The organism is Acidocella facilis ATCC 35904 (genome assembly GCF_000687875.1).
In the GTDB taxonomy this organism is placed as follows: Bacteria; Pseudomonadota; Alphaproteobacteria; order Acetobacterales; family Acetobacteraceae; genus Acidocella; species Acidocella facilis.
Window position 1 is genome coordinate 250,656 of the sequence record NZ_JHYG01000001.1, and the last position, 20,444, is coordinate 271,099.

Below are 20,444 nucleotides of genomic sequence, written 5' to 3' on the forward strand. Positions count from 1 at the left end.
TATGACGATTTCCGCGAAGAATTTCCGGGAACTGAGGCTTGAGCGCATGCGCCGCGACTTTGGCGGGCTGAACGCGCTCAAGGATATTTCCCTCACCATCAAGCGGGGCGAGTTCATCGCCTTGCTGGGGCCTTCCGGGTGCGGCAAGTCGACGGCCCTGAACTGCCTCGCCGGATTGCTGCCGCTCACCGGCGGCAGCATCTGGGTGGATGATAACCGCATCGACCATCTGAAGCCGGAAGATCGCGGTTTTGGCATGGTGTTTCAGAACTATGCGCTGTTTCCGCATATGTCGCTGCGCAAGAATATCGGCTTTGGCCTGCGCATGCAGAAGCAGCCGCAGGCGGTGATCGACGCCAAGGTCGAGGAGGCGCTGGCGCTGGTGCGTTTGACCAAGCAGGCGGACAAGCTGCCCGGCCAGATTTCGGGCGGCCAGCAGCAGCGCGTCGCGATCGCCCGCGCCATCGTCGTCGAACCGCCGCTGGTGCTGATGGATGAGCCGCTGTCCAATCTCGATGCCAAGCTGCGTCTGGAAATGCGCGCGGAAATCCGGCGCATCCATAACATGATCGGCTGCTCCACCATCTACGTAACGCACGACCAGGACGAGGCGCTGTCGCTCGCGGACCGCATCGTGGTGCTGCGCGATGGCGAGGTGCGTCAGGTCGGCACGCCGCAGGAGCTTTACGCCCGCCCGGCCCATGCCGATGTGGCGGAGTTCATGGGCTATCGCAACCTGCTGAAGGCCGAGGCGGAGACGGAAGAAAATGGCCGGCTGAGCATGCGCGTGGGCACCGCGCGCATCGCCGGTCTGGCGGTCGAGCCCGGCAATGGCCGCGATGTGATCGCCGCCCTGCGCCCGGAGGATCTGACCCCCTCCACGGACGGGCCGATCGCCGCCTCGGTGATCTCCGCCGAATATCGTGGCCGGGATTTCTACGGCCTGGCCCGCACCCAGGATGGCATGGAGCTTTGGTTCCGCTCCGATATCCCGGTGCAGCCGGGCGAGGCGCTGCGCCTGGGCGCGCCGGCCGAGCGTGTGCTGGTCTATCCCGCGAGGGCGGCATGAGTGCGGCCATGGAACGCGCCCCCCTCACCGCCCCCGCCGCGCCCGACCGTGTGAGCCTGTCCCAGCGTCTGGCCCGCCGCGGGCTGGATGTGACGACCCTGCTGCTGATGCCAGCGCTTTTGTTCGTGCTGGCACTGTTCGTCTATCCGGCGCTCTACGGTTTCTGGCTGTCCCTGCACCCGATGAACGCCAACGGCGTGTTCGGCTTCGGCAACTACATCTCATTCTTCAGCGACCGTTACGTCTATGGCACTATCTTCACCACGCTGGAGCTGGCGGTGCCGGTGACGCTGGTGAATATCGCGCTTTCCGTGCCGATCGCGCTGCGGGTGCGGCATCTGCGCAAGCAGCGGCTGCTGACCACCATCCTCATCATTCCGGTGACGCTGGGCACGGTGCTCACCGCGCAGGGCATGCTGAATTTCTATGGCCCGCTCGGCTGGTTCAACCGGATTCTGATGACCCTGCATGTCATCGATGCGCCGGTGCGGCTGGTGCATAATTTCACCGGCGTGTTTCTCTCGCAGATTGTCAGCGGCTTTCCCTTCTGCTTCATGCTGATTCTGTCTTATGTCAGCGGCATCGATCCGTCGCTGGAACAGGCGGCGTCGATGCTCGGCGCCGGGCCGGCGGCGCGCTTCCGGCATATTCTGCTGCCGCTGCTGGGGGCTGGGCTGGCGATCACCTTCTGCCTTGCCTTCGTGCAGGCCTTCTCGGTGTTTCCCTCGGCGGTGCTGGTGGGCTCGCCCTCCGGCCCCACCCGTGTCATCGCCATCGCCGCCTATCACGCGGCCTATGAACAATATGATTATTCGATGGGCTCGGCCATCGCCATCATCATGGGCGGGGTGCAGATCATCGTCGTCGCCATCGTGATGAAGGCCAGTGCGGCCCTCTATCGCGGCCCGGCAGCGGGCGGCAAAGGGTGAAACACATGAAAATCGAAAGCGAAATCGCGGGCAAGCTCTGGCGCATCGCCATCTGGGCGCTGGTGGGCTTCTTCATCATCAACCTGACCGGCATCATTCTCAGCGTGGTGGTGGATAGTCTCGGCACCTCCTGGTTCGCCACCTGGCTGCCAAACGGCTTCACCACCAGCTGGTACAGCGAATCCTGGAGCAGCTTCCAGCTCGGCGGCGTGCTGGTGGTGACGCTGGAAGTGGCCGGCGCGGTGCTGATCGGCTCCGCCCTGCTCGGCGTGCCGGCGGCCTATGCGCTGGCGCGGCGGGATTTCCCCGGCAAGAAGCTGGTGATGCTGCTGTTCGTGCTGCCGCTGATCATCCCGCCCTTCACCTACGGCATTCCGCTCGCCTCGGTGCTGTATCAATTCGGCCTCGGCGGCACCCTCACCGGCGTCATTCTCGCCAATCTGATGCCGAGCGTGCCCTTCGTGATCTTCATCCTGGTGCCGTTCATCGAGCAGATCGACCCCAGGGTGGAGGCGGCGGCGCGGGTCTTCGGCGCCGGCACCTGGGCCTTGTTCCGCACGGTGATGGTGCCGCTGCTGCTGCCCGGCATCCTGGCGGCCCTGGTGCTGGTGCTGGTGCGCACGATCGGCCTGTTCGAGCTGACCTTCCTCACCGCCGGGCCGGGCAACCAGACGCTGGTTGTGGCGCTCTATTACTCGGTGTTCGCGGCCGGCATGCGCGCCAACCAGACGATCGACGCGATGGCGGTGATCTATATGGTCACCAGCCTGGTCTGCCTGATCATCGCGCTGCGCTTCGTCGATCCCACCCAGATCGTCGGGCGCTCCAAAAAATCGGCGGCGCATTGATGGCCGGGCCCAAACTCACCCTCACCGGGGCCGGCGGCGCGCTGGGCCTGGTGCTGCGCCCGCGTCTGATCGCCCGGGGGGCGGTGCTCACCGCCGCCGGGCATCGCCTGCCGAAACCCGTCTCGCCCGAGGAGCGGGTGCTGGGTGGCGATCTGCGCGAGGATGCGGTGGTGGATGCGGCGCTGGCCGGTGCTGACGCGGTGATCCATCTCGCCGGCAGCTCGGTCGAGAAGCCGCTGGCGGAGATCATCCAGAATAATCTGGTCGCGCTGCAGCGCCTCTATGAGGGGGCGCGGCGGCACCAGGTGAAGCGGATCGTCTTCGCCTCCTCCAACCATACGATCGGCATGTACCCGGCCGGGCAGCGCTTGACCCTGGCCGACAAGGTCCGCCCGGACGGCAATTATGGCCTCTCCAAGGTCTGGGGCGAGGCGATGGGGCAGCTTTATTTCGACAAGTTCGGGATCGAGACGGTCTCGCTGCGGATCGGCAGCGCCATCGAGCGGCCGACCGAGCCGCGCCATCTCTCCACCTGGCTGGGCTATGACGATCTGGAGGATCTGGTCTGGCGCGCCGCCACGGTGCCGGATGTCGGCTGCCTCACGGTCTGGGGTGTTTCCGCCAATACCCGGTCCTGGTGGGACAATGCCGAAGCCGCCGCGCTGGGCTATGCGCCGAAGCAGAATGCCGAGGATTATGCCGAGGAGATTTTGCGCGGGCATGATCCGGGCTGGCGCTTCCAGGGCGGCAGCTTCGCCCTCGCGGACGTGACCTGAAGGCTCCCCTCACCCCGACATGCGCCGCATGATCGGGGTGAAATCGACCCCGGCCGGCAAGGTGCCGAGCGCCTGCCCGCCATCCCCGCCAAGCCTCGTCGCGCAATAGGCTTCGGCCACGAAGCCGGGGGCGTGGCGCAGCAGCAGGCTGGCGGCCAGGGCCAGGGCCAGCTGCTCGGTCAAACGCCGGGCATTGCGCGCCTCAAAGGGCGGCAGCGGGGCGGCGAGCCAGGCATCCAGCGCCTTGTTGGCGCCCTTGGCCTTGCCGATTTCGTCGCGTAACAGCGCCAGCCCCTCCGGTTGGCGGGAGAGCGCGCGCAACACATCCAGGCAGATGACATTGCCGGAGCCCTCCCACAGCCCGTTCAGCGGCGCGTCCCGGTAGAGCCGGGCGATGTCATGCTCCTCGATAAAGCCATTGCCGCCATGGCATTCCAGCGCCTCGGCCACCACCATGGGGGCGCGTTTACAGATAAAATATTTGGCGATCGGCGCCAGGCACCGGACCAGTATCTGCTCGCTTTCGTCCCGGCTGGCGGCATCCAGAGCCGCCGCCGCCCGCATCGCCAGCCACATTGCCGCCTCGGCCTCCAGCGCCAGATCCGCCAGCACATTCGCCATCGCCGGCTGGGCGGCGAGATCAGCCCCAAAGGCGCTGCGATGCGCGGCGTGATGCGCCGCCAGCCGCACCGCCTGGCGCATCTGCCCGGCGCTGCCCAGCGCGCATTCCAGCCGGGTCAGATGCGCCATCTCCAGAATGGTCGCGATGCCGCGCCCCTCCACCCCGACAATCCTGGCCTCCAGCCCCCGGAACTCGACCTCCGCCGAGGCGTTGGAGCGGTTGCCGCATTTATCCTTCAATCTTTGCAAGGCCAGGAAATTGCGCCCGCCCGCATCGCGCCAGCCTTGGGCCAGAAAGCAGGTCGGCCCGGCCGGGGTGCGCGCCAGGGTCAGGAACAGATCCGCCACCGGCACGGAGAAGAACCATTTATGCCCGGTGAGCTCGTACATATCCCCGCCCTGATGGGTGGCCTGGGTCTGCACCTGCCGCAGATCGGAGCCGCCTTGTTTCTCCGTCATCGCCATGGCCACGGTCAGCGCCGCCTTCTGCGCCGGCGGCAAGGGGCGGGGATCGTAGCCGGGAGACAAGATGCCGGGCTGGAACCGCGCCAGCAGCGCCGGGGCATGGCGCAAGGCAGCCAGGGAGGCGAATGTCATCGCCGCCGGGCACCCTACCCCGGCCTCGCCCTGCGCCCAGAGATAAGACAGCGCCGCGCGCGCCACATGGGCGCCGGGGCGCTGGTCGGTCCAGCCCAGGGCATGCACCTCATCCGCCCGCACCATGCCCATCAGCTCATGCCAGGCCGGGTGGAAGGCCACCTGGTCAATCCGGTGCCCGTAACGGTCATGGGTCCGCAATTCCGGCGTGAAGCGGTTGGCCTGCCGGGCCAGCTCCAGCACCCGGGCCGACCCCACATGCCAGCCGCAGGCGCAAAGCCGTGGCGCCGCCCAGCCGCCGCCATAGGTTTTCACGGCGTCGCGCAGCGCCTCATCATTTGTCCAGGCGTTGAAATCCTCCAAGGGCGGGGGCTGGTTCAGCACCTCGTGCGTGGGCGCGCCTTGCATGGTGTCCTCCAGGCTTTGGCTCCAGCTTATATGTTTTCAGGCCCCTGGTCACATCATAATCGTCACATCATAATCGCCCGCGGGCGGCTCCAAATTCAGGCGCCGCCACTGCGGCGCCGTTCAAAAATTGCCTTGCTGCTGGCGCTGCATTTGCTGCTCGTGCGCCTGCCTCTTCTGGCGCTTTTTCAGCTCATGACCCGCGATGCAGCCGCCGACAGCCCCAAGCACGGCATGATGGCCGGCATAATGCCCGGCAACGGCCCCCACGGCCGCGCCGGACACGCATCCGGCGGCGAAGGCCGGTGAGGACCCGATGATGGCGAGAAGGGGGACTACGAAAATGAGACGCTTCAAGACAGACTCCATGAATTCGCGCCGGACCACTCCGACGCCACCTCACAATCAAACCAGCAAATGGCGAAAAATGGGCGATCGTCGGTCGCGATTATGGAGGAGGCCTCGCGCTCAGGGGTCAAAGCTGTGGTCGCAAGCAGGCCTTAGCTGGCGGGCGAAGCCGATCCAGAGCGCCAGCGAGACCAACGCGAACCCCCCTAATATTGTAAACATCGTGGGATATCCCAGCGCCTCGGCGATCCATCCGCCGATCGCCGGGCTTAAGGCGGCGCCGATGCCTTGAACCGTCATCACCGCCCCCTGGCCGACATTCACCCGGCCGGTGCCATTGAGGATGCGCGCCACCAGGCTAGGGACCGCGACGCTTTGCAAGCCGGCGCCGATGCCATCCAGCATCTGCACCGGATAAACGCCCCAGGCGACGATGAGATGCGCGGCGACGATCCCCCGGATGGGCAAAGAGACAAATGAGAGAAGCAGCTAAAGCCAATAGCCGCGTTTATCCACCAGCCGCATGGCGAAAATCGACGCGAGGATCATCACAGCCTGCGCGACGACAACCGTCTGCGCCACGAAGATCGTCGGGTTTCCCTGCCTGGCGCCCACCACCGCAAGCCCGTAAAGCGGCAACATCGCGGCGTTGCCCAAATGGAAGCAGGCGAGCGAGGCCGCCAGGATCAAGAGCGGCTTCGTCCGCAACAGAACTTGCAGACCACTTGCGTGGCCGTCGTGGCCTGTTGCGCTGGTCAGCCCCCGGGCGGCCTCATGGTCGATCGCCCTGGCGGGAATCATCAACACCGAAATGATCGACAATACGCCAAATGCGCCCGCCAAAGCGAGAACGGCGGGAAACCCATAGAGCCAGCCCAGCAAACCAGACAGGCCCGCGCCGACCATGTTCCCCGCATGATTGAATGCCTGGTTGCGGGCATTTTGGTGAGGAAAGCCGGTTTGGTGCACGATGCCGAGGGTGAGCCCGGTGACCGCCGGGCCAATCGCCGCCCCGGCGATCGCCGTTGCCACTTGCGAGGCGGCAATCATCCAAAATTCCTGCGAGAGAAGGATGAGGCTGGAAGCGGCAACGGTGCAGATGCCGGTGAGGACGATCAAGAGTCTCTTGCGGTGCGTCGCATCAACCAACGCACCAGCCGGCGCCGTCATCACCATCCCCGCGAGACCGCCAAATGTCATCACCGTGCCGATCGGCCCGCTTGTCCAATGATGCGCGAGCAGGAACACGCTCAGGAATGGCCCGATTCCGGCCTGCATGTCGGCCATGAAGAAATTCAGAGCCTGTAGCGGCCAAATCCCCAACCGCACGCGGTTTACCTTATTCCCCGGATTGATCATCACATCCCGCTGGCGGTCGAGTAGAGCTTTACGGATCTGGGCGCGGGCTGGGCTGATGACAATATATGAGCCCGCCAAATGGCTAGAGCAACATCCGATCAAACGGACTCGTTTGATCGGATAAAGTTGCTCGCTCGAAAAAAAAGCTAGAGCGTGTTCCGTGCACCAACGGGAACGGAATACGCTCTAGATCAGCTTGCGCAGGCTCTCCAGCCGGTCCGCCTCCTCGGCCGGCTTGTCCGTGCGCAGGCGCAATATGCGCGGGAAGCGCAGCGCGATGCCGGATTTATGCCGGCTGGAGAGCTGGGCGGCGTCGAACCCCAGCTCGAAGACCAGCTTTTTCTCCACCTCCCGCACCGGGCCGAAGCGGGCGATGGTGTGGGCGCGGATCCATTTATCGATGAAATTCAGCTCCTCGTCCGTATAGCCGGAATAGGCTTTCGCCACCGGCACCAGCTCGCCCGCCTCGGTCCAGACGCCGAATGTGTAGTCTGAATAGAAAGAGGAGCGTTTGCCGTGGCCGCGCTGGGCATACATCAGCACCGCATCCAGGCTCAGCGGAGCGCGCTTCCATTTCCACCACAGCCCCTTGGGCCGCCCGGCGAGGTAGGGCGCATCGCCGCGCTTGAGCATCAGCCCCTCGCTGGCCTCCGCCCGGGCCGCCTCGCGCAGTGTCGCCAGCTCGTCAATGCTGGTGAAGGGGATCAGGGGCGAGAGCTGCATCGCGGCGGGTCTGGTGGCCGCGAACCAGGCCTCCAGCCGGGCGCGGCGGGCATCGAAGGGCAGTGCGCGCAGATCCTCGGTGGCCTCGAACAGCAGATCATAGAGCATGATCCCGACCGGGAATTTTTGCTGCAAGGCGGATGTGGTGGTTTTGCGGTTGAGGCGTTGCTGCAGGTCTGAGAAGGGCGCGATTTCGCCGTCCCGGATCACCAGCAGCTCGCCATCCAGCACCGCATGGAAATCAAGCGCCTCCAGCAGTTCCGGGAAGGACGCCGAAATATCCTCGGCGGCGCGCGAATAGAGCCGCTTGCCGGTCGGGGTGGCGACGATCTGCACCCGGATGCCGTCATATTTCTGCTCGGCGCGGAAATCCCGCCAGTCGGTGCGGGCGATGTCCTCTGTCTCCACCGGATGCGCCAGCATCACCGGGCGGAAGACCGGGGCCTCACCGGGCGTGGGGCGCGGCCCCCTGCCCTCCAGCCAGGCGAACAGGCTGGTATATGGCGGGGCGAGGCCGTGCCAGATCTCCTCGATCTCATTCACATCCACCAGCCCCATCTCCGCCAAGGCGAGCTTGGCCAGGCGCAAGGAGGCGCCGACGCGCAGCCCGCCGGTGAGCAGTTTGATGAGGGCGAGCCGGGTGGAGGGATCGCAGCGATCCAGCCAGCCTTCGATGAGTCTAGGGATTTCAGTGCGCTTGGCGTTTCGTAGCGCTTCGATGACAGCGGGCAGATCGGGCGCGTCGTCGCCCTGGGTGGGCCAGATCAGCGCGATGGTTTCGGCCAGATCGCCGACGAAATCGTAGGACAACGAAAACAGCTCGGCATCGGTGCGGGTGGCGGCCAGCTCCTTCAGCGTCGCGGATTTCGCACCGGGGAAATCCAGCGCGCCGGCGATGGCGGCGAGCGCATAGCCGCGCTCCGGGTCCGGCCGACTGGCGAAATAGGCGCGCAGCAGGGCGATCTTGGTGTTGCGGCCGGGGGCAAAGAGCAGCCGCTCCAGAAGCTCCGCGAACGCCCTCATGCGCCGTCTTCCTCGCCATAACCCACCAGAGAGAGGGCGCGGGCGCGGATCTGGCGCAGGGCGCAGGCGCGGATCAGCGCCTCCTCGGCGCCATGGGTCACCCAGATTTCCGGGGCCTGCACCTCGGCGATCGTGGCCAGCAGGTCGTCCCAATCCGCATGGTCGGAGATGATCAAAGGCAGCTCGATGCCGGACGCCTTGGCGCGCTGGCGCACCCGCATCCAGCCCGAGGCCTGGGCCACCACCGGGTCTTCCAGCCGCCGCCCCCAGCGCTCGCCGACCGCCGAGGGCGGGGCCAGCACCATCGCCCCTTTCATCTGGGTTTTTTGAGCTACCGTCGCCGGGCGCAGATCGCCTAAAGGCACGCCAAGGCTTTCATAAAGCGCGCAGAGATTGGCATGCGCCCCATGCAGATAGATCGGCGCATCGAACCCCTGCTGGCGCAGCATGGCGATCAGGCGCTGGGATTTGCCGAGCGAATAAGCGCCGATGACATGCGTGCGATCAGGGAAAAGCGCATGCGAGCGCAGGAGTTTCTCGATCTCCTTGGCCGGGTCCGGATGGCGGAACACCGGCAGGCCGAACGTGGCTTCGGTGACGAAGACATCGCAGCGCACCGGCTCGAAGGGCGCGCAGGTCGGGTCCGGCTGGCGCTTATAATCGCCGGAGACGACGGCGCGGCTACCGGCATGGTCGAGCACGATCTGCGCCGAGCCTAACACATGTCCCGCCGGAACCAGTTTTATATTAACATCGTTAATTTGGAGCGTCTCGCCATAGGCCAGAGCCTGTTGCGTGGCCCCTGCCCGCTCCGCGCCCATCCGGGTGCGCATGATGGCGAGTGTCTCGGGCGTGGCCAGCACATGGTCGTGGCCGGGCCGCGCATGGTCCGAATGGCCATGGGTGACGATGGCCCGCGGCACCGCCCGTAGCGGATCGATATAAAAATCGCCCGGCAGGCAATAGAGCCCGGCCGGGGTCGGCTTCAGCCAGCGTTCCGGATGCGGGGTGTTGGAACAAAACATGAAAGCACCATATGGTGGCTTATGGCCTCTCTGCCAGAGCGATTTGAAAAATGGTTCGCCGCCAAGGGCTGGGGGCTGCGCGCCCACCAGGCCGAGATGCTGGACGCGGCACAGGACGGCGCGGATGCGCTGCTGATCGCCCCCACCGGTGCCGGCAAGACGCTGGCCGGGTTTCTGCCCAGCCTGGTCGCGCTGGCGGCGCGGCCGCGCGAGGGGCTGCACACGCTCTATGTCAGCCCGCTGAAGGCGCTGGGCACGGATATTGCCCGCAATCTGCAAATCCCGGTGGCGGAGATGGGCTTGTCTGTCTCCATCGAGACCCGCAGCGGCGACACCCCGGCCAATCGCCGCGCCCGGCAGAAGGAGATGGCGCCGAATATTCTGCTGACCACCCCGGAATCGCTGCTGCTGCTCTCGCAAGAGAATAGCGGCGTGTATTTCAAGGATCTGGCCTGCGTGGTGGTGGATGAGATCCATGCTTTGGCCGGGACCAAGCGGGGGGATCAGCTGGCTTTGTGTCTCGCACGGCTGCGCGCGCTCTCGGCCACGCGAATCGTCGGGCTCTCGGCCACGGTGGCGCATCCTGAGGCGATGCGCCGGTTCGTGGGGCCGGAAGCGCGGCTGGTACAGGCCAAAGAGGGGGCGGCGCCCGAGATCACGCTGGCGCTGCCCGAGACCGAAATCCCCTGGTCCGGCCATATGGGGCTGAAATCGGCAGAGCTGGTGCTGCGGAAAATCGCCCAGGCGAAGATGAGCATCGTCTTCGTCAATACCCGCGCCCAGGCGGAGCTGCTGTTTGCGGAAATCTGGCGGCATAATGAGGAAAACCTGCCCATCGCCATCCATCATGGCAGTCTGGACATCGCCCAGCGCCGCAAGGTGGAGGCGGCGATGGCGGAGGGGAGATTGCGCGGGGTCATCGCCACCTCCTCGCTGGATCTCGGCATCGATTGGGGCGGGGTGGATCAGGTGCTGCAGATCGGCGCGCCGAAGGGGGTCTCGCGGCTGTTGCAGCGCCTGGGCCGGGCCAATCACCGGCTGGATGAGCCCTCCCGCGCCGTGCTGGTCCCGGCCAACCGGTTCGAGGTGCTGGAATGCGAGGCGGCGATGGCCGGCGTGGCCGAAGCGGCTCTGGATGGCGATCCGCCCCGCCCCGGCGGGCTGGATGTGCTGGCCCAGCATGTTCTGGGCATGGCCTGCGCGGGGAAATTTCACCCGGATGATCTCTATCGCGAGGTGGTTTCAGCTGCGCCCTATGAAGCGCTTTCGCGCCCGGACTTCGATGCGGTGCTGGGCTTCGTCGAGGATGGCGGCTACGCGCTCGCCGCCTATGAGCGCTATCGCAAATTGTTCCGGGATTCAGAGGGGTTTCTCTATCCGGCCAACGCCAAAGTGGTGCAGCAATTCCGGATGAATATCGGCACCATCGTCGAGGCGCCGCTGATCAAGATCCGGCTGCTGGGGCGGCGTGGCGGGGGCTTTGGCGCGGCCTTGGGCGAGGTGGAGGAATATTTCGTCAATCAGCTCGTCCCAGGCGATAGCTTCATGTTCGCCGGGCGGGTGCTGAAATTCATCCGCCTGCGGGAAAACGCGGCGGAGGTGGTGGAAGCCCCTGGCAAGGAGCCGAAAGTGCCGGCTTATGCCGGGGCCAGGCTGCCGCTGACCACCAATCTCGCGGCGCGGGTAAGGGCGATGCTGCATGACCCGGGCTGCTGGGGTGCCTTTCCGGAACAGGTGCGGGACTGGCTGGCGCTGCAGAGGCGCCGCTCCCGGCTGCCCGGCCCGAACGGGTTGCTGGTGGAGACATTCCCGCGCGCCGGGCGCTGGTTCATGGTGGTCTATGCCTTCGAGGGGCGCAACGCGCACCAGACGCTCGGGCTGCTGCTGACCAAGCGGATGGAGCGCGCCGGCTTCGCGCCGATCGGCTTTGTCGCCTCCGATTATGTGCTGGCGATCTGGTCCGCTTATCGCCCGGAAAAGATCGAGCAGCTGTTTCATGAGGATCTGCTGGGGGATGATCTGGAGGAATGGATGGAGACAAGCTCGCTGCTGCGCCGCGCCTTCCGGCAGGTGGCGGTGATTGCCGGGTTGATCCCGCGCCAGCTCCCAGGGGTTGAGAAGAACCGCCGCCAGGTGACGGTGAATTCAGACCTGATCTATGACGTGCTGCGCCGCCACCAGCCCGACCATATTCTGCTGCGCGCCACCCGCGCGGATGCGGCGCATGGGCTGATCGATCTCTCCCGCATCGCCGCCCTGCTGGCGCGGGCGAAGGGACGGATTACCCATATGGCGCTCTCCCGAGTCTCGCCCTTGGCGGTGCCGGTGCTGCTGGAGATTGGCCGCGAACATGTGCAGGGCGAGGCCGAGGACCTGCTGCTGGCCGAGGCGCAGGCGCTGATCGCCGAAGCTGGTGAGGATGAGAATGTTCATGGAAATTTTATCCATGGTCCGAAAGGACAGAATATGCTCTTTGACCATACATGACCGCCGCACCGATTCATTTCCGCAACGAACGTTTGATGCTCGACCCCTCCGGTGCCGCTTTCTGGCCCGCCAAGCGGGTGCTGATCGTCGCCGACCTGCATTTCGAGAAATCCTCCTCGCTGGCCGCCCGCGGGGCGCTGCTGCCGCCTTTCGATACGCGCGCCACATTGGAGCGGCTGACCAGGCTGGTGCGGCTCTATCGCCCCTCCCGGCTGATCGCGCTGGGGGACAGCTTCCATGACGTACAGGGCCATGCCCGGCTCTCCAAGGACGACCGCACGCGGCTGGAGGCGATCGGCCGGGAGGCGCAGATCATCTGGATCGCCGGTAATCACGATGCCACCCCGCATGATCTGCCGGGGCAATGCGTGGCCGAGCATCGGGAAGGCCCGTTCGTGTTCCGCCACCAGGCGCAGCCCCTGCTGGGGTTGCGGGAGATCGAGCTTTCCGGGCATTTCCACCCGAAAGCCAGCATCGAGTCGCGGGCCAAGCGGGTCTCGCGGCCCTGCTTCGTCTCCGATGGCAGCACCAGGCTGATCCTGCCGGCCTTCGGTGCGCTCACCGGCGGGCTGGATGTGCGCGAGGCGCCGATTGCCCGGCTGTTCCCGCGCGGCTTGCGGGTGTTCATGCTGGGCCAGGAGCAGCTTTATTCTTTCGCGCTGGAGCAGCTCGGGCGGCTGGCCGAGGTGGCGTAAGCGCCTCGTGCCCCTATATTCACCCGCATGACCAATCTTGTCTGGTTCCGTAACGATCTGCGCCTTGCCGATAACCCGGCCCTGCACGCCGCCGCCGCGGCCGGCGATGTCATTCTGCTCTATATCCTCGATGAGCGCGCCGGCGGGGCGAGCCGCTGGTGGCTGCATCATTCACTGAGCGCGCTGGGGGCGGAGATCGCCGCGCGCGGCGGGCGGCTGGTGCTGCGCCGGGGCGATGCGACGGAGATCATCACGGGGCTGGTGAAGGCGCAAAAGGTTGCGGCGGTGCATGTGGCGCGCGCCTATGAGCCGGCTTGGCGCGAAGCGGACCGGGCGCTGGATGCGGCGCTGAAAAGGCTGGATTGCGGGCTGCACCGGCATCTTTCCACCTCGCTGTTTCACCCGGAGCGGATCACCACCAAGGCCGGCGGGATGTACGGCGTCTACACGCCTTTCTCGAAAGCCTGCCAGGAGGCCGGGGTGCCGGAGACGCTGCTGCCGGTGCCCAGCGCCCTGCGCGGGCCGAAGATCGAAAGCGAGAATCTGGCCGATTGGGGGCTGCTGCCGATCAGGCCGGACTGGGCTGGCGGGATGCGGGCGGAATGGACGCCCGGCGAAGCGGGGGCGAAGGCGCGGCTGGAGGCGTTTCTGGCCGGGCCGGTGCAGGATTACGCCACCGCCCGCGACATACCCGGCCGCCATGGCACCTCGAAACTCTCCCCGCATGCGCATTTTGGCGAGATCTCGCCACGTTATGTCTGGCACCGGGCGCGCGCGGCGGGTGCCGGCAAAGGGGTGGAGACCTTCCTGAAGGAGCTGCTCTGGCGGGAATTCTCGATCAATCTGCTCTGGCAGCATCCGGACCTGCGCCGCGCGCCGATCCGCAGGGAGTTCAAGGATTTCCCCTGGGAGACCAACCGCGACAGGCTGACCGCCTGGCAGACGGGCAAGACCGGGATTCCCATCGTCGATGCCGGGATGCGCGAGCTCTGGATCACCGGCTGGATGCATAACCGGGTGCGGATGATCTGCGCCTCCTATCTGGTGAAGCATCTGCTGATCCCCTGGCAGGCCGGCGAGGCCTGGTTCTGGGATACGCTGTGCGAGGCGGATGAGGCAGCGAATGGCGCCTCCTGGCAATGGGTGGCGGGGTGCGGGGCGGATGCCGCGCCTTATTTCCGGGTCTTCAACCCGGTGCTGCAGGGGCAGAAATTCGATGGCGACGGCGCCTATGTGCGCCGCTTCCTGCCGGCGCTGAGGCGGCTGCCGGACAAATATATCCACGCCCCCTGGGAGGCGCCGCCTGAGATTTTGGCGGCGTGCGGGGTGAAGCTGGGGAGTAATTATCCGCAGCCGCTGGTGAAGCCGGCGGAGGGGCGCGACAAGGCGCTGGCCGCCTATGCGAGGTTGAAAGGCGGGAGGCCAGCGTAAGCCCTTGCCAGAGGTCGCGGAACAACCCATCTTTGAGTTGTAATGTTACCTTTTATTTCAACGCGTTGCTGGTCCATGCGATGATCCCCTCCGGACGCGGACTGCGCATTGTCGGCGATGTGCATGGCGATTCCCGCGCCTTCGCGGCGGCGGCGCAGACGGATCGGTTCATCATCCAGCTCGGCGATCTCGTCGATGACGGGCCGGATACCCCCGGCGCGCTGCGGATCATGTTCGAGATTTTGGACGAAAGGCGTGGGCTGTTCCTGCTCGGCAATCATGATTTCAAGCTCGGGCGGGCGCTGCGGGGGGATCGGGTGCGCGGCGAGCCGACGGCAAAGACCATGGCCATTCTGCCGGACGAGCTGCGGGAGCGCACGCGCGAGGAGATTTTGCGCGCGCCGGTCTGGCTGCAATCGGGAAAGCTGTTTTTCGTGCATGGCGGGTTTCATCCGGCGATGCTGGAGCAGCCCCCCGGCCCCTTCCCGCCCGGCCGGCCGGAGCCGCTCTGGGCGCGCGCTCTCTATGGCCAGACCAGCGGCCGGGTGAGCAGCGGCGGCAAGCCGGAGCGGCTGCTGCGCTGGGTGGATGATCTGCCCGCCGGCATCACCGCCTATGTCGGGCACGACCAGCGCTCCACCGATGGGCGGCCTTATATCCGCCATGGGCGCAAGGGCGGCATGGCGGTGTTTCTGGATACCGGGGCGGGCAAAGGCGGGCATCTCTCCTGGATGGATATCGACCCCCTGCCCTGAGCCGGCCCTCGGCGGCGCAGAGGCGGGCTTGAACCGCTGGCGCCGCGCCCGACATCTTCACCGAAAGGATGCGGGCGGATGCAGGCATGGCACGCGCTGGTGGGTGACGGGGCGACGCGGATTCTCTGGTGGCAGATGAGTTTGCGCGCGGTGATCGTGCTGGTCTATGGGCTGGCGGCGATCCGGCTGCTGGGGCGGCGCGCCTTTGGGCGGCAGAGCCCGCTGGATATCGTCATCGTCATCGCCATCGTCATCGGCTCCAGCCTCAGCCGCGCCCTAACCGGCAATGCCAAGCTGATCGACACGTTGGTGGCGACGACGGTGTTTCTGCTGCTCTACTGGGCGTTGGACCATAAGGCAGGCCGATCCCGCTGATCGAAAATGGCAGGATACGCGGTGCCGAGATGCGGGCCAGCGCGGTGACGCCGCATGATATCGAGGAGGCGGCGCGTTGTGCCGGGCATGAGGGGCTGGGGGCGCTGGAAACGGCGATGCCGGAGCGCAACGGCCAGATCAGCACGATCGCAAAAAAATAAGAGTTTTTTGGTGCCGCCGGCGCGCCGATGAGGAAGCAGCTTTGCTGCTGTCTCTGAATCGGCCCGCCCAGCGCAACTCAAAAAAGCGGCGAAAAACGCCGGGGTGTATGCACCGCCGGTGCCAACACCCCAAACGTCTCTTGGCCCTTTTTGAAAAAAGGGCCAAACCCCAAAAACTTTTATTCGTTTAAGTAGGGATTGGTTTCACGTTCGGCGCCAATCGTCGAACCAGGGCCGTGGCCGCACAGAAACCCGAAACTGTCCGGCAGCACCAAAAGCTCGCGCTTGATCGAGGCGATCAGCTGCGCATGGTCGCCGTAATCACCGAAATCCGTGCGCCCGACCGAGCCCTTGAACAGCACATCGCCGAGAATGCCGAATTCCAGCGCCTTGTTCAGGAACACCATATGGCCGGGCGTATGGCCGGGGCAGTGACGGACCTCGAAATCCGCGCCGCCGAGCTTGATCACATCCCCCGCCCGCAGCCAGCGATCCGGCGTGCAGTCCCGCGCCTTGATGCCGTAGCGCGCCCCCTGCTCGGCTAGGCCATCGAGCAGGAATTTATCCTCGATGCCGGGGCCGATGATGCGCACATCCAGCTTTTCCGCCAGCTCCATCGCCCCGCCGGCATGGTCGATATGGCCATGGGTGAGGAAAATCTCGGTGATGGAGAGGCCGAGCTTGGTGATCTGTTCGGTGATGTAGGGCACATCCCCGCCCGGGTCGATCACCGCGCCGATCCTGGTTTCGTCATCCCAGGCCAGGGCGCAATTCTGCTGAAAGGCGGTGACGGGGATGATGCCGATTTTGAAGCTCATGCGCGAAGATCCGGGGCGGTGGCTTCGGCTTTCAACAGGGCCACCGCTTCATCCAGCGACAGGATTTCCTGCGCGGCGCCACCCAGGCGGCGCAGGGCGACCTTGCGCTCCTCCGCCTCCTTGCGCCCGACCACCAGGATGTTGGGCACATGGTGCAGCGAATGGTCGCGGATTTTCGCCTGGATCTTCTGGTTGCTGCTATCCAGCTCCACCGAAAGCCCAGCGGCGCGCAGCGCCTGCGCGACTTCGGCGGCATAGTCATCGGCATCCGAGACGATGGTGGCGACGACGACCTGGGTCGGGGCCAGCCAGAGCGGGAAGCGCCCGGCATATTGCTCGATCAGGATGCCGAGAAACCGCTCAAAGCTGCCGATGATCGCGCGATGCAGCATCACCGGGCGGGCGCGGCTGCTCTCGGAGGTGACATATTCCGCGTCCAGCCGCTCGGGCAGCACGAAATCCACCTGGATGGTGCCGCATTGCCAGTCCCGCCCGATCGCATCGCGCAGCACGAATTCCAGCTTCGGCCCGTAGAAGGCGCCCTCGCCGGGGTTCAGCGTGTATTCCACCCCGGCCTTTTCGCAGGCGGCCTTCAGCGCGCCTTCGGCACGGTCCCAGACATCGTCGGCGCCGGCGCGAACCTCCGGGCGGTCGGAGAATTTGACCGTGAAGCTCTCGAAGCCGAAATCCTTGTAGACGCTCTCCAGCAGGGCGACGAATTTCACCGTCTCGTCGGCGATCTGGTCTTCCATGCAGAAGATATGCGCATCGTCCTGGGTGAAGGCGCGCACGCGCATGATGCCGTGCAGCGCGCCCGAGGGCTCGTAGCGATGGCAGGCGCCGAATTCGGCCATGCGGATCGGCAATTCCTTGTAAGAGCGCAGGCCCTGGTTGAAGATCTGCACATGGCAGGGGCAGTTCATCGGCTTCAGCGCGAGGGTGGTATCTTCCTCGGCCACCTCCGCGATGAACATGTTCTTGCGGTATTTGTCCCAATGGCCGGAAAGCTCCCACAGCTTGCGGTCGACCAGCTGCGGCGTGCGCACTTCCTCATAGCCCCCCGCTTCCTGGCGGCGGCGGATATATGCCTCCACCGTGCGGTAGAGCTTCCAGCCTTTCGGGTGCCAGAAGATGGAGCCGGTGGCCTCTTCCTGGATATGGAACAGATCCATCTCGCGGCCGATCTTGCGGTGGTCGCGCTTTTCCGCCTCTTCGAGCTGGGTGAGGTAGGCGTCCAGCTCCTTATTGTCGCGCCAGGCGGTGCCGTAGATGCGGCTCAGCATCGGGTTCTTGGAATCGCCGCGCCAATAGGCGCCGGCGGTCTTCATCAGCTTGAAGCCGCTGCCGATATCGCCGGTGGAGCGCATATGCGGGCCACGGCAGAGATCCAGCCATTCGCCCTGGCGGTAGATGGTGATGGTCTCGCTCTCCGGCAGATCGCGGATCAGCTCGGCCTTGAAGCGCTCGCCGCGGGCCTCGAAGAATTTGATCGCCTCGTCACGGTCCCATTCCTCGCGCACAAAGCCAGCATTGCGGCCGATGATCTCGCGCATCTTGGCCTCGATCGCCGGCAGATCGGCCGGGGTGAAGGGCTCGTTGCGGTAGAAATCATAATAGAAGCCGTTTTCGATGGAGGGGCCGATGGTGACCTGGGTGCCAGGAAACAGCTCCTGCACCGCTTCTGCCAGCACATGGGCGGCATCGTGGCGGATCATCTCCAGCGCCGCCTCATCCTTGCGGGTGATGAATTTCACCGCGCTGTCCTCGGCGATCTCGCGGGAGAGGTCCATCTGCTTGCCGTTCACCTCCATCGCCAGAGCGGCGCGGGCCAGGCCCGGGCCGATGGCGGCGGCGATATTGGTGCCGGTCACAGCGCCGTCGAAGGAACGAACGGAACCGTCGGGCAGGGTGATGGCAGGCATAGGCGTCTTCCTAAATATAATGAAACGTCGCGGCGGGTTATGGCAGCAGGGCCAGCACTTGCGCAACCGGCAGCTCTTGCAGGGAGGGGGCGCGGGCGATGGCGGGCCAGCCGCCATCAGGATAGCGCGGCGCGGTGCGGGCGGGCGCGGAGGCGGCGGAGAAGAGCGAGATGCACGGCGTGCCGAGCGCGGCGGCGAGATGCATCGGCCCGGTATCGTTGCCGATGGCCAAGCTGGCGCGCCGGAACACCGCAGCGAGCTGGAAGAAATCCGTGCGGCCGGTGAGGTCGATGCCGCCGATGGTCTGGGCCAGGGGCTTTTCGCCGGCGGTGCCGACGATGACGCACGGGGACGGCAAAGCGGCGGCGAGCTCGCGGAATTTCTCCGCCGGGAAGCGTTTTTCCGGCCGGTGCGGGGCGGCGCCGGGGACCAGCACCACGTAGTCCGGCGGCAGATCGAAGGCGGAAATGTCGCTGGCCAGCCAGGATAAATCCGGGGCCGGCAAAGGGGTCGGGATGCCGGCCAGGCCGAGCTGCTGCTCCAGCCGCTCGCGGCTATGCAGGGTTTCACGGTTGGCGGCATCCGGAAAAGCGCAGCCGCGTGCGATGCCGGACCAGGAAGGGCGGCCGGCCAGGGCGAAATAACGGGTGGAGCGGCCGGAGGTTTGCAGGTCATAGACCATGTCGAACCCGGCGAGCTGGCGTTTGAGCCGCAGCAAGGCGGGGAGCTGCCACCAATCCGGCTTGGCGTCGATCTCGATTTTGTCGAACCAGGGGCTGGTGCCGAGCAGACCGGCATAGGGCCTCGTGGTGAGCAGGGTGATCTCATCGCCCGCATGGCGGGCACGGATGGCGGCGAAGGCGGCGAAACTCAGCACGATATCGCCAAAGGCGCCATGGCGGATGACGAGGATGCGGCTCATCCCAGCAGCTCGGCATAGAGATGGAGATAGCGCGTCTGCATCGCTTCCAGCGAGAAACGCTGCCCCACCGCCTCGCGGGCGCGCTGGCCGAAGGCGAGGCGCAGCTCCGCATCGCCCTCCAGGATCGCGTCGAACAAGGCGGCCAGGGCGGTGTCGTCGCCGGGCGGGAAGAGGAAGCCGGTGACATCGGGCTCGATCGTCTCATGCGCGCCGCCATGGCCGGCGGCGACGACGATTTTGCCCATCGCCTGCGCCTCGATGATGGTGCGGCCGAAGGCTTCCGGCTCGGTGGAGCAATTCACCACGATATCGGCCAGTTTCAGCGCGGCGGGCATGTCTTCCACATGCCCGGCCAAACGCAGCCGGCCGCCGACGCCGAGCCGGTTGGCGAGATCCAGCAGCTCCTGGGTGTATTTATGCCGGCCCTGATCCGAGCCGATGAGAATGCCCACAGCCTCCTGATGCTGCATCTTCGCCAGGGCGCGGATGAACAGGCGCTGGCCCTTCCAACCGGTGAGCCGGCCGGGGAGCAGGATGGCGGGCTGGCCGTTCTCGATCCGCCATTCCTTGGCGAGGCGCACGGCGCGGTCACCGCGCACCGCGGCGGGGTCGAATTTCCGCAGATCGACGCCGTTATGGATGACGCGGAGTTTTGCAGGGTCAATCTTGTAGCGGGATTTGATGAGATCCGAGATGAACTCACTCACCGCCACCACCCGGGCCCCGGACGCCATCACCTGGTTGTAGCGCTTCTTCAGCTTGCTCTTTTCGCCATAGGAGCCGTGATAGGTGGTGACGAAGGGGATATCGAGCGCCCGCGCCGCGCGGAAGGCCGCCCAGGCCGGGGCGCGGGAATGGGCATGCACGAGATCGACATGGTTTTCCCGCATCACGGCGCGCAGCTTTCGCCCGTTGCGCCATATCTTTAAAGGATTTTTGGACGCGACCGGCAGATGGATCAGCTCCGCACCGGCGCGCAGGGCGAGGTTGGAAAGCGGCCCATCCTCGGCCACAATGATCGAGCGATGGCCGCAGAGATGCACCGCCTGGGCGATTTCGATGGCCACCCGCTCCGCGCCGCCGGCATCGAGCTTGGGGAGCAGCTGGAGAATCGTGCGCGGGCGGTCAATCATGGCTGCGCGCTACCAGGGTTGG

Annotated in this window: 20 protein-coding genes; 11 read left to right on the plus strand and 9 right to left on the minus strand. The window is 65.7% G+C overall.

Annotation, left to right across the window (positions count from 1 at the left end; all coding sequences use genetic code 11):
* Nucleotide 1 precedes the first annotated feature (1 nt).
* Genes T331_RS0101290 through T331_RS0101305 form a run of 4 tightly spaced genes read left to right on the plus strand, consistent with a single transcriptional unit; the run spans nucleotide 2 to nucleotide 3,622 of the window.
* On the plus strand, nucleotides 2–1,069 hold the full coding sequence (locus T331_RS0101290; protein WP_026438727.1) for an ABC transporter ATP-binding protein: 1,068 nt from the start codon (nucleotides 2–4) through the stop codon (nucleotides 1,067–1,069).
* A gap of 8 nt (nucleotides 1,070–1,077) precedes the next feature.
* Nucleotides 1,078–1,998: an ABC transporter permease gene (locus T331_RS0101295; RefSeq protein WP_051621991.1), complete on the plus strand. Its 921-nt coding sequence runs from the start codon at nucleotides 1,078–1,080 to the stop codon at nucleotides 1,996–1,998.
* A gap of 5 nt (nucleotides 1,999–2,003) precedes the next feature.
* Entirely contained in the window at nucleotides 2,004–2,846 is an 843-nt protein-coding gene (locus tag T331_RS0101300; RefSeq protein ID WP_008493025.1) for an ABC transporter permease, read from the plus strand.
* Nucleotides 2,846–3,622, plus strand: a complete 777-nt coding sequence (locus tag T331_RS0101305) for an NAD-dependent epimerase/dehydratase family protein (RefSeq protein ID WP_026438729.1) — start codon at nucleotides 2,846–2,848, stop codon at nucleotides 3,620–3,622. Before T331_RS0101300 ends, T331_RS0101305 begins: the two co-directional genes overlap by 1 nt.
* Before the next feature lie 9 nt (nucleotides 3,623–3,631).
* Here the strand turns inward: T331_RS0101305 and T331_RS0101310 are convergent, their stop codons facing one another.
* Nucleotides 3,632–5,248 (minus strand): acyl-CoA dehydrogenase family protein, encoded by a 1,617-nt coding sequence (locus tag T331_RS0101310; RefSeq protein ID WP_035178725.1) that lies wholly within the window; start codon nucleotides 5,246–5,248, stop codon nucleotides 3,632–3,634.
* Between the two features lie 132 nt (nucleotides 5,249–5,380).
* Here T331_RS0101310 and T331_RS20245 point away from each other — a divergent pair, with 132 nt between their 5' ends.
* A complete protein-coding gene (locus T331_RS20245) occupies nucleotides 5,381–5,554 on the plus strand; it encodes a hypothetical protein (protein ID WP_211248658.1) in 174 nt (57 codons plus the stop codon).
* A gap of 159 nt (nucleotides 5,555–5,713) precedes the next feature.
* Here T331_RS20245 and T331_RS20365 read toward each other — a convergent pair whose 3' ends face one another.
* From T331_RS20365 to T331_RS0101330, 4 genes are all read right to left on the minus strand, one after another.
* The gene (locus tag T331_RS20365; protein ID WP_244876870.1) at nucleotides 5,714–6,061 is read right to left on the minus strand and encodes an MFS transporter; all 348 of its coding nucleotides are present in this window, start codon (nucleotides 6,059–6,061) and stop codon (nucleotides 5,714–5,716) included.
* A 21-nt stretch (nucleotides 6,062–6,082) separates the two neighbouring features.
* Complete coding sequence (locus tag T331_RS16935) at nucleotides 6,083–6,952, minus strand: MFS transporter (protein ID WP_280512639.1); 870 nt, start codon at nucleotides 6,950–6,952, stop codon at nucleotides 6,083–6,085.
* A gap of 186 nt (nucleotides 6,953–7,138) precedes the next feature.
* A complete protein-coding gene (locus T331_RS0101325; RefSeq protein WP_026438732.1) occupies nucleotides 7,139–8,698 on the minus strand; it encodes a cisplatin damage response ATP-dependent DNA ligase in 1,560 nt (519 codons plus the stop codon).
* Nucleotides 8,695–9,723, minus strand: a complete 1,029-nt coding sequence (locus T331_RS0101330) for a ligase-associated DNA damage response exonuclease (protein ID WP_026438888.1) — start codon at nucleotides 9,721–9,723, stop codon at nucleotides 8,695–8,697. Before T331_RS0101330 ends, T331_RS0101325 begins: the two co-directional genes overlap by 4 nt.
* A gap of 21 nt (nucleotides 9,724–9,744) precedes the next feature.
* Between T331_RS0101330 and T331_RS16940 the strand changes: the two genes are divergently transcribed.
* The 6 genes from T331_RS16940 (at nucleotide 9,745) to T331_RS19350 (ending at nucleotide 15,627) form a co-directional block, all read left to right on the plus strand.
* Nucleotides 9,745–12,210 carry a ligase-associated DNA damage response DEXH box helicase gene (locus T331_RS16940; protein ID WP_035178727.1) on the plus strand — a complete coding sequence of 822 codons (2,466 nt, stop codon included), beginning with the start codon at nucleotides 9,745–9,747 and terminating at the stop codon, nucleotides 12,208–12,210.
* A complete protein-coding gene (pdeM, locus tag T331_RS0101340; RefSeq protein WP_026438733.1) occupies nucleotides 12,207–12,905 on the plus strand; it encodes a ligase-associated DNA damage response endonuclease PdeM in 699 nt (232 codons plus the stop codon). Before T331_RS16940 ends, pdeM begins: the two co-directional genes overlap by 4 nt.
* Before the next feature lie 27 nt (nucleotides 12,906–12,932).
* The gene (locus T331_RS0101345; protein WP_026438734.1) at nucleotides 12,933–14,336 is read left to right on the plus strand and encodes a cryptochrome/photolyase family protein; all 1,404 of its coding nucleotides are present in this window, start codon (nucleotides 12,933–12,935) and stop codon (nucleotides 14,334–14,336) included.
* 80 nt (nucleotides 14,337–14,416) lie between these two features.
* Nucleotides 14,417–15,091, plus strand: coding sequence for a metallophosphoesterase (locus T331_RS0101350; protein WP_026438735.1), 675 nt, complete (start codon nucleotides 14,417–14,419; stop codon nucleotides 15,089–15,091).
* 78 nt (nucleotides 15,092–15,169) lie between these two features.
* On the plus strand, nucleotides 15,170–15,466 hold the full coding sequence (locus tag T331_RS18960; RefSeq protein WP_051621993.1) for a DUF421 domain-containing protein: 297 nt from the start codon (nucleotides 15,170–15,172) through the stop codon (nucleotides 15,464–15,466).
* A 29-nt stretch (nucleotides 15,467–15,495) separates the two neighbouring features.
* The gene (locus T331_RS19350; protein ID WP_081822081.1) at nucleotides 15,496–15,627 is read left to right on the plus strand and encodes a DUF421 domain-containing protein; all 132 of its coding nucleotides are present in this window, start codon (nucleotides 15,496–15,498) and stop codon (nucleotides 15,625–15,627) included.
* Nucleotides 15,628–15,806: 179 nt separating this feature from the next.
* Here the strand turns inward: T331_RS19350 and T331_RS0101360 are convergent, their stop codons facing one another.
* From T331_RS0101360 to T331_RS0101375, 4 genes are read right to left on the minus strand one after another with little or no spacing between them, the layout of a single operon-like run.
* The gene (locus tag T331_RS0101360) at nucleotides 15,807–16,445 is read right to left on the minus strand and encodes an MBL fold metallo-hydrolase (RefSeq protein WP_026438736.1); all 639 of its coding nucleotides are present in this window, start codon (nucleotides 16,443–16,445) and stop codon (nucleotides 15,807–15,809) included.
* Nucleotides 16,442–18,367: a threonine--tRNA ligase gene (gene thrS / locus T331_RS0101365; RefSeq protein WP_026438737.1), complete on the minus strand. Its 1,926-nt coding sequence runs from the start codon at nucleotides 18,365–18,367 to the stop codon at nucleotides 16,442–16,444. The genes T331_RS0101360 and thrS overlap by 4 nt, the downstream gene beginning before the upstream one ends.
* Nucleotides 18,368–18,404: 37 nt before the next feature.
* On the minus strand, nucleotides 18,405–19,289 hold the full coding sequence (locus T331_RS0101370) for a glycosyltransferase family 9 protein (protein WP_026438738.1): 885 nt from the start codon (nucleotides 19,287–19,289) through the stop codon (nucleotides 18,405–18,407).
* Nucleotides 19,286–20,422, minus strand: coding sequence for a glycosyltransferase family 4 protein (locus tag T331_RS0101375; protein WP_026438739.1), 1,137 nt, complete (start codon nucleotides 20,420–20,422; stop codon nucleotides 19,286–19,288). The genes T331_RS0101370 and T331_RS0101375 overlap by 4 nt, the downstream gene beginning before the upstream one ends.
* Nucleotides 20,423–20,444 lie beyond the last annotated feature (22 nt).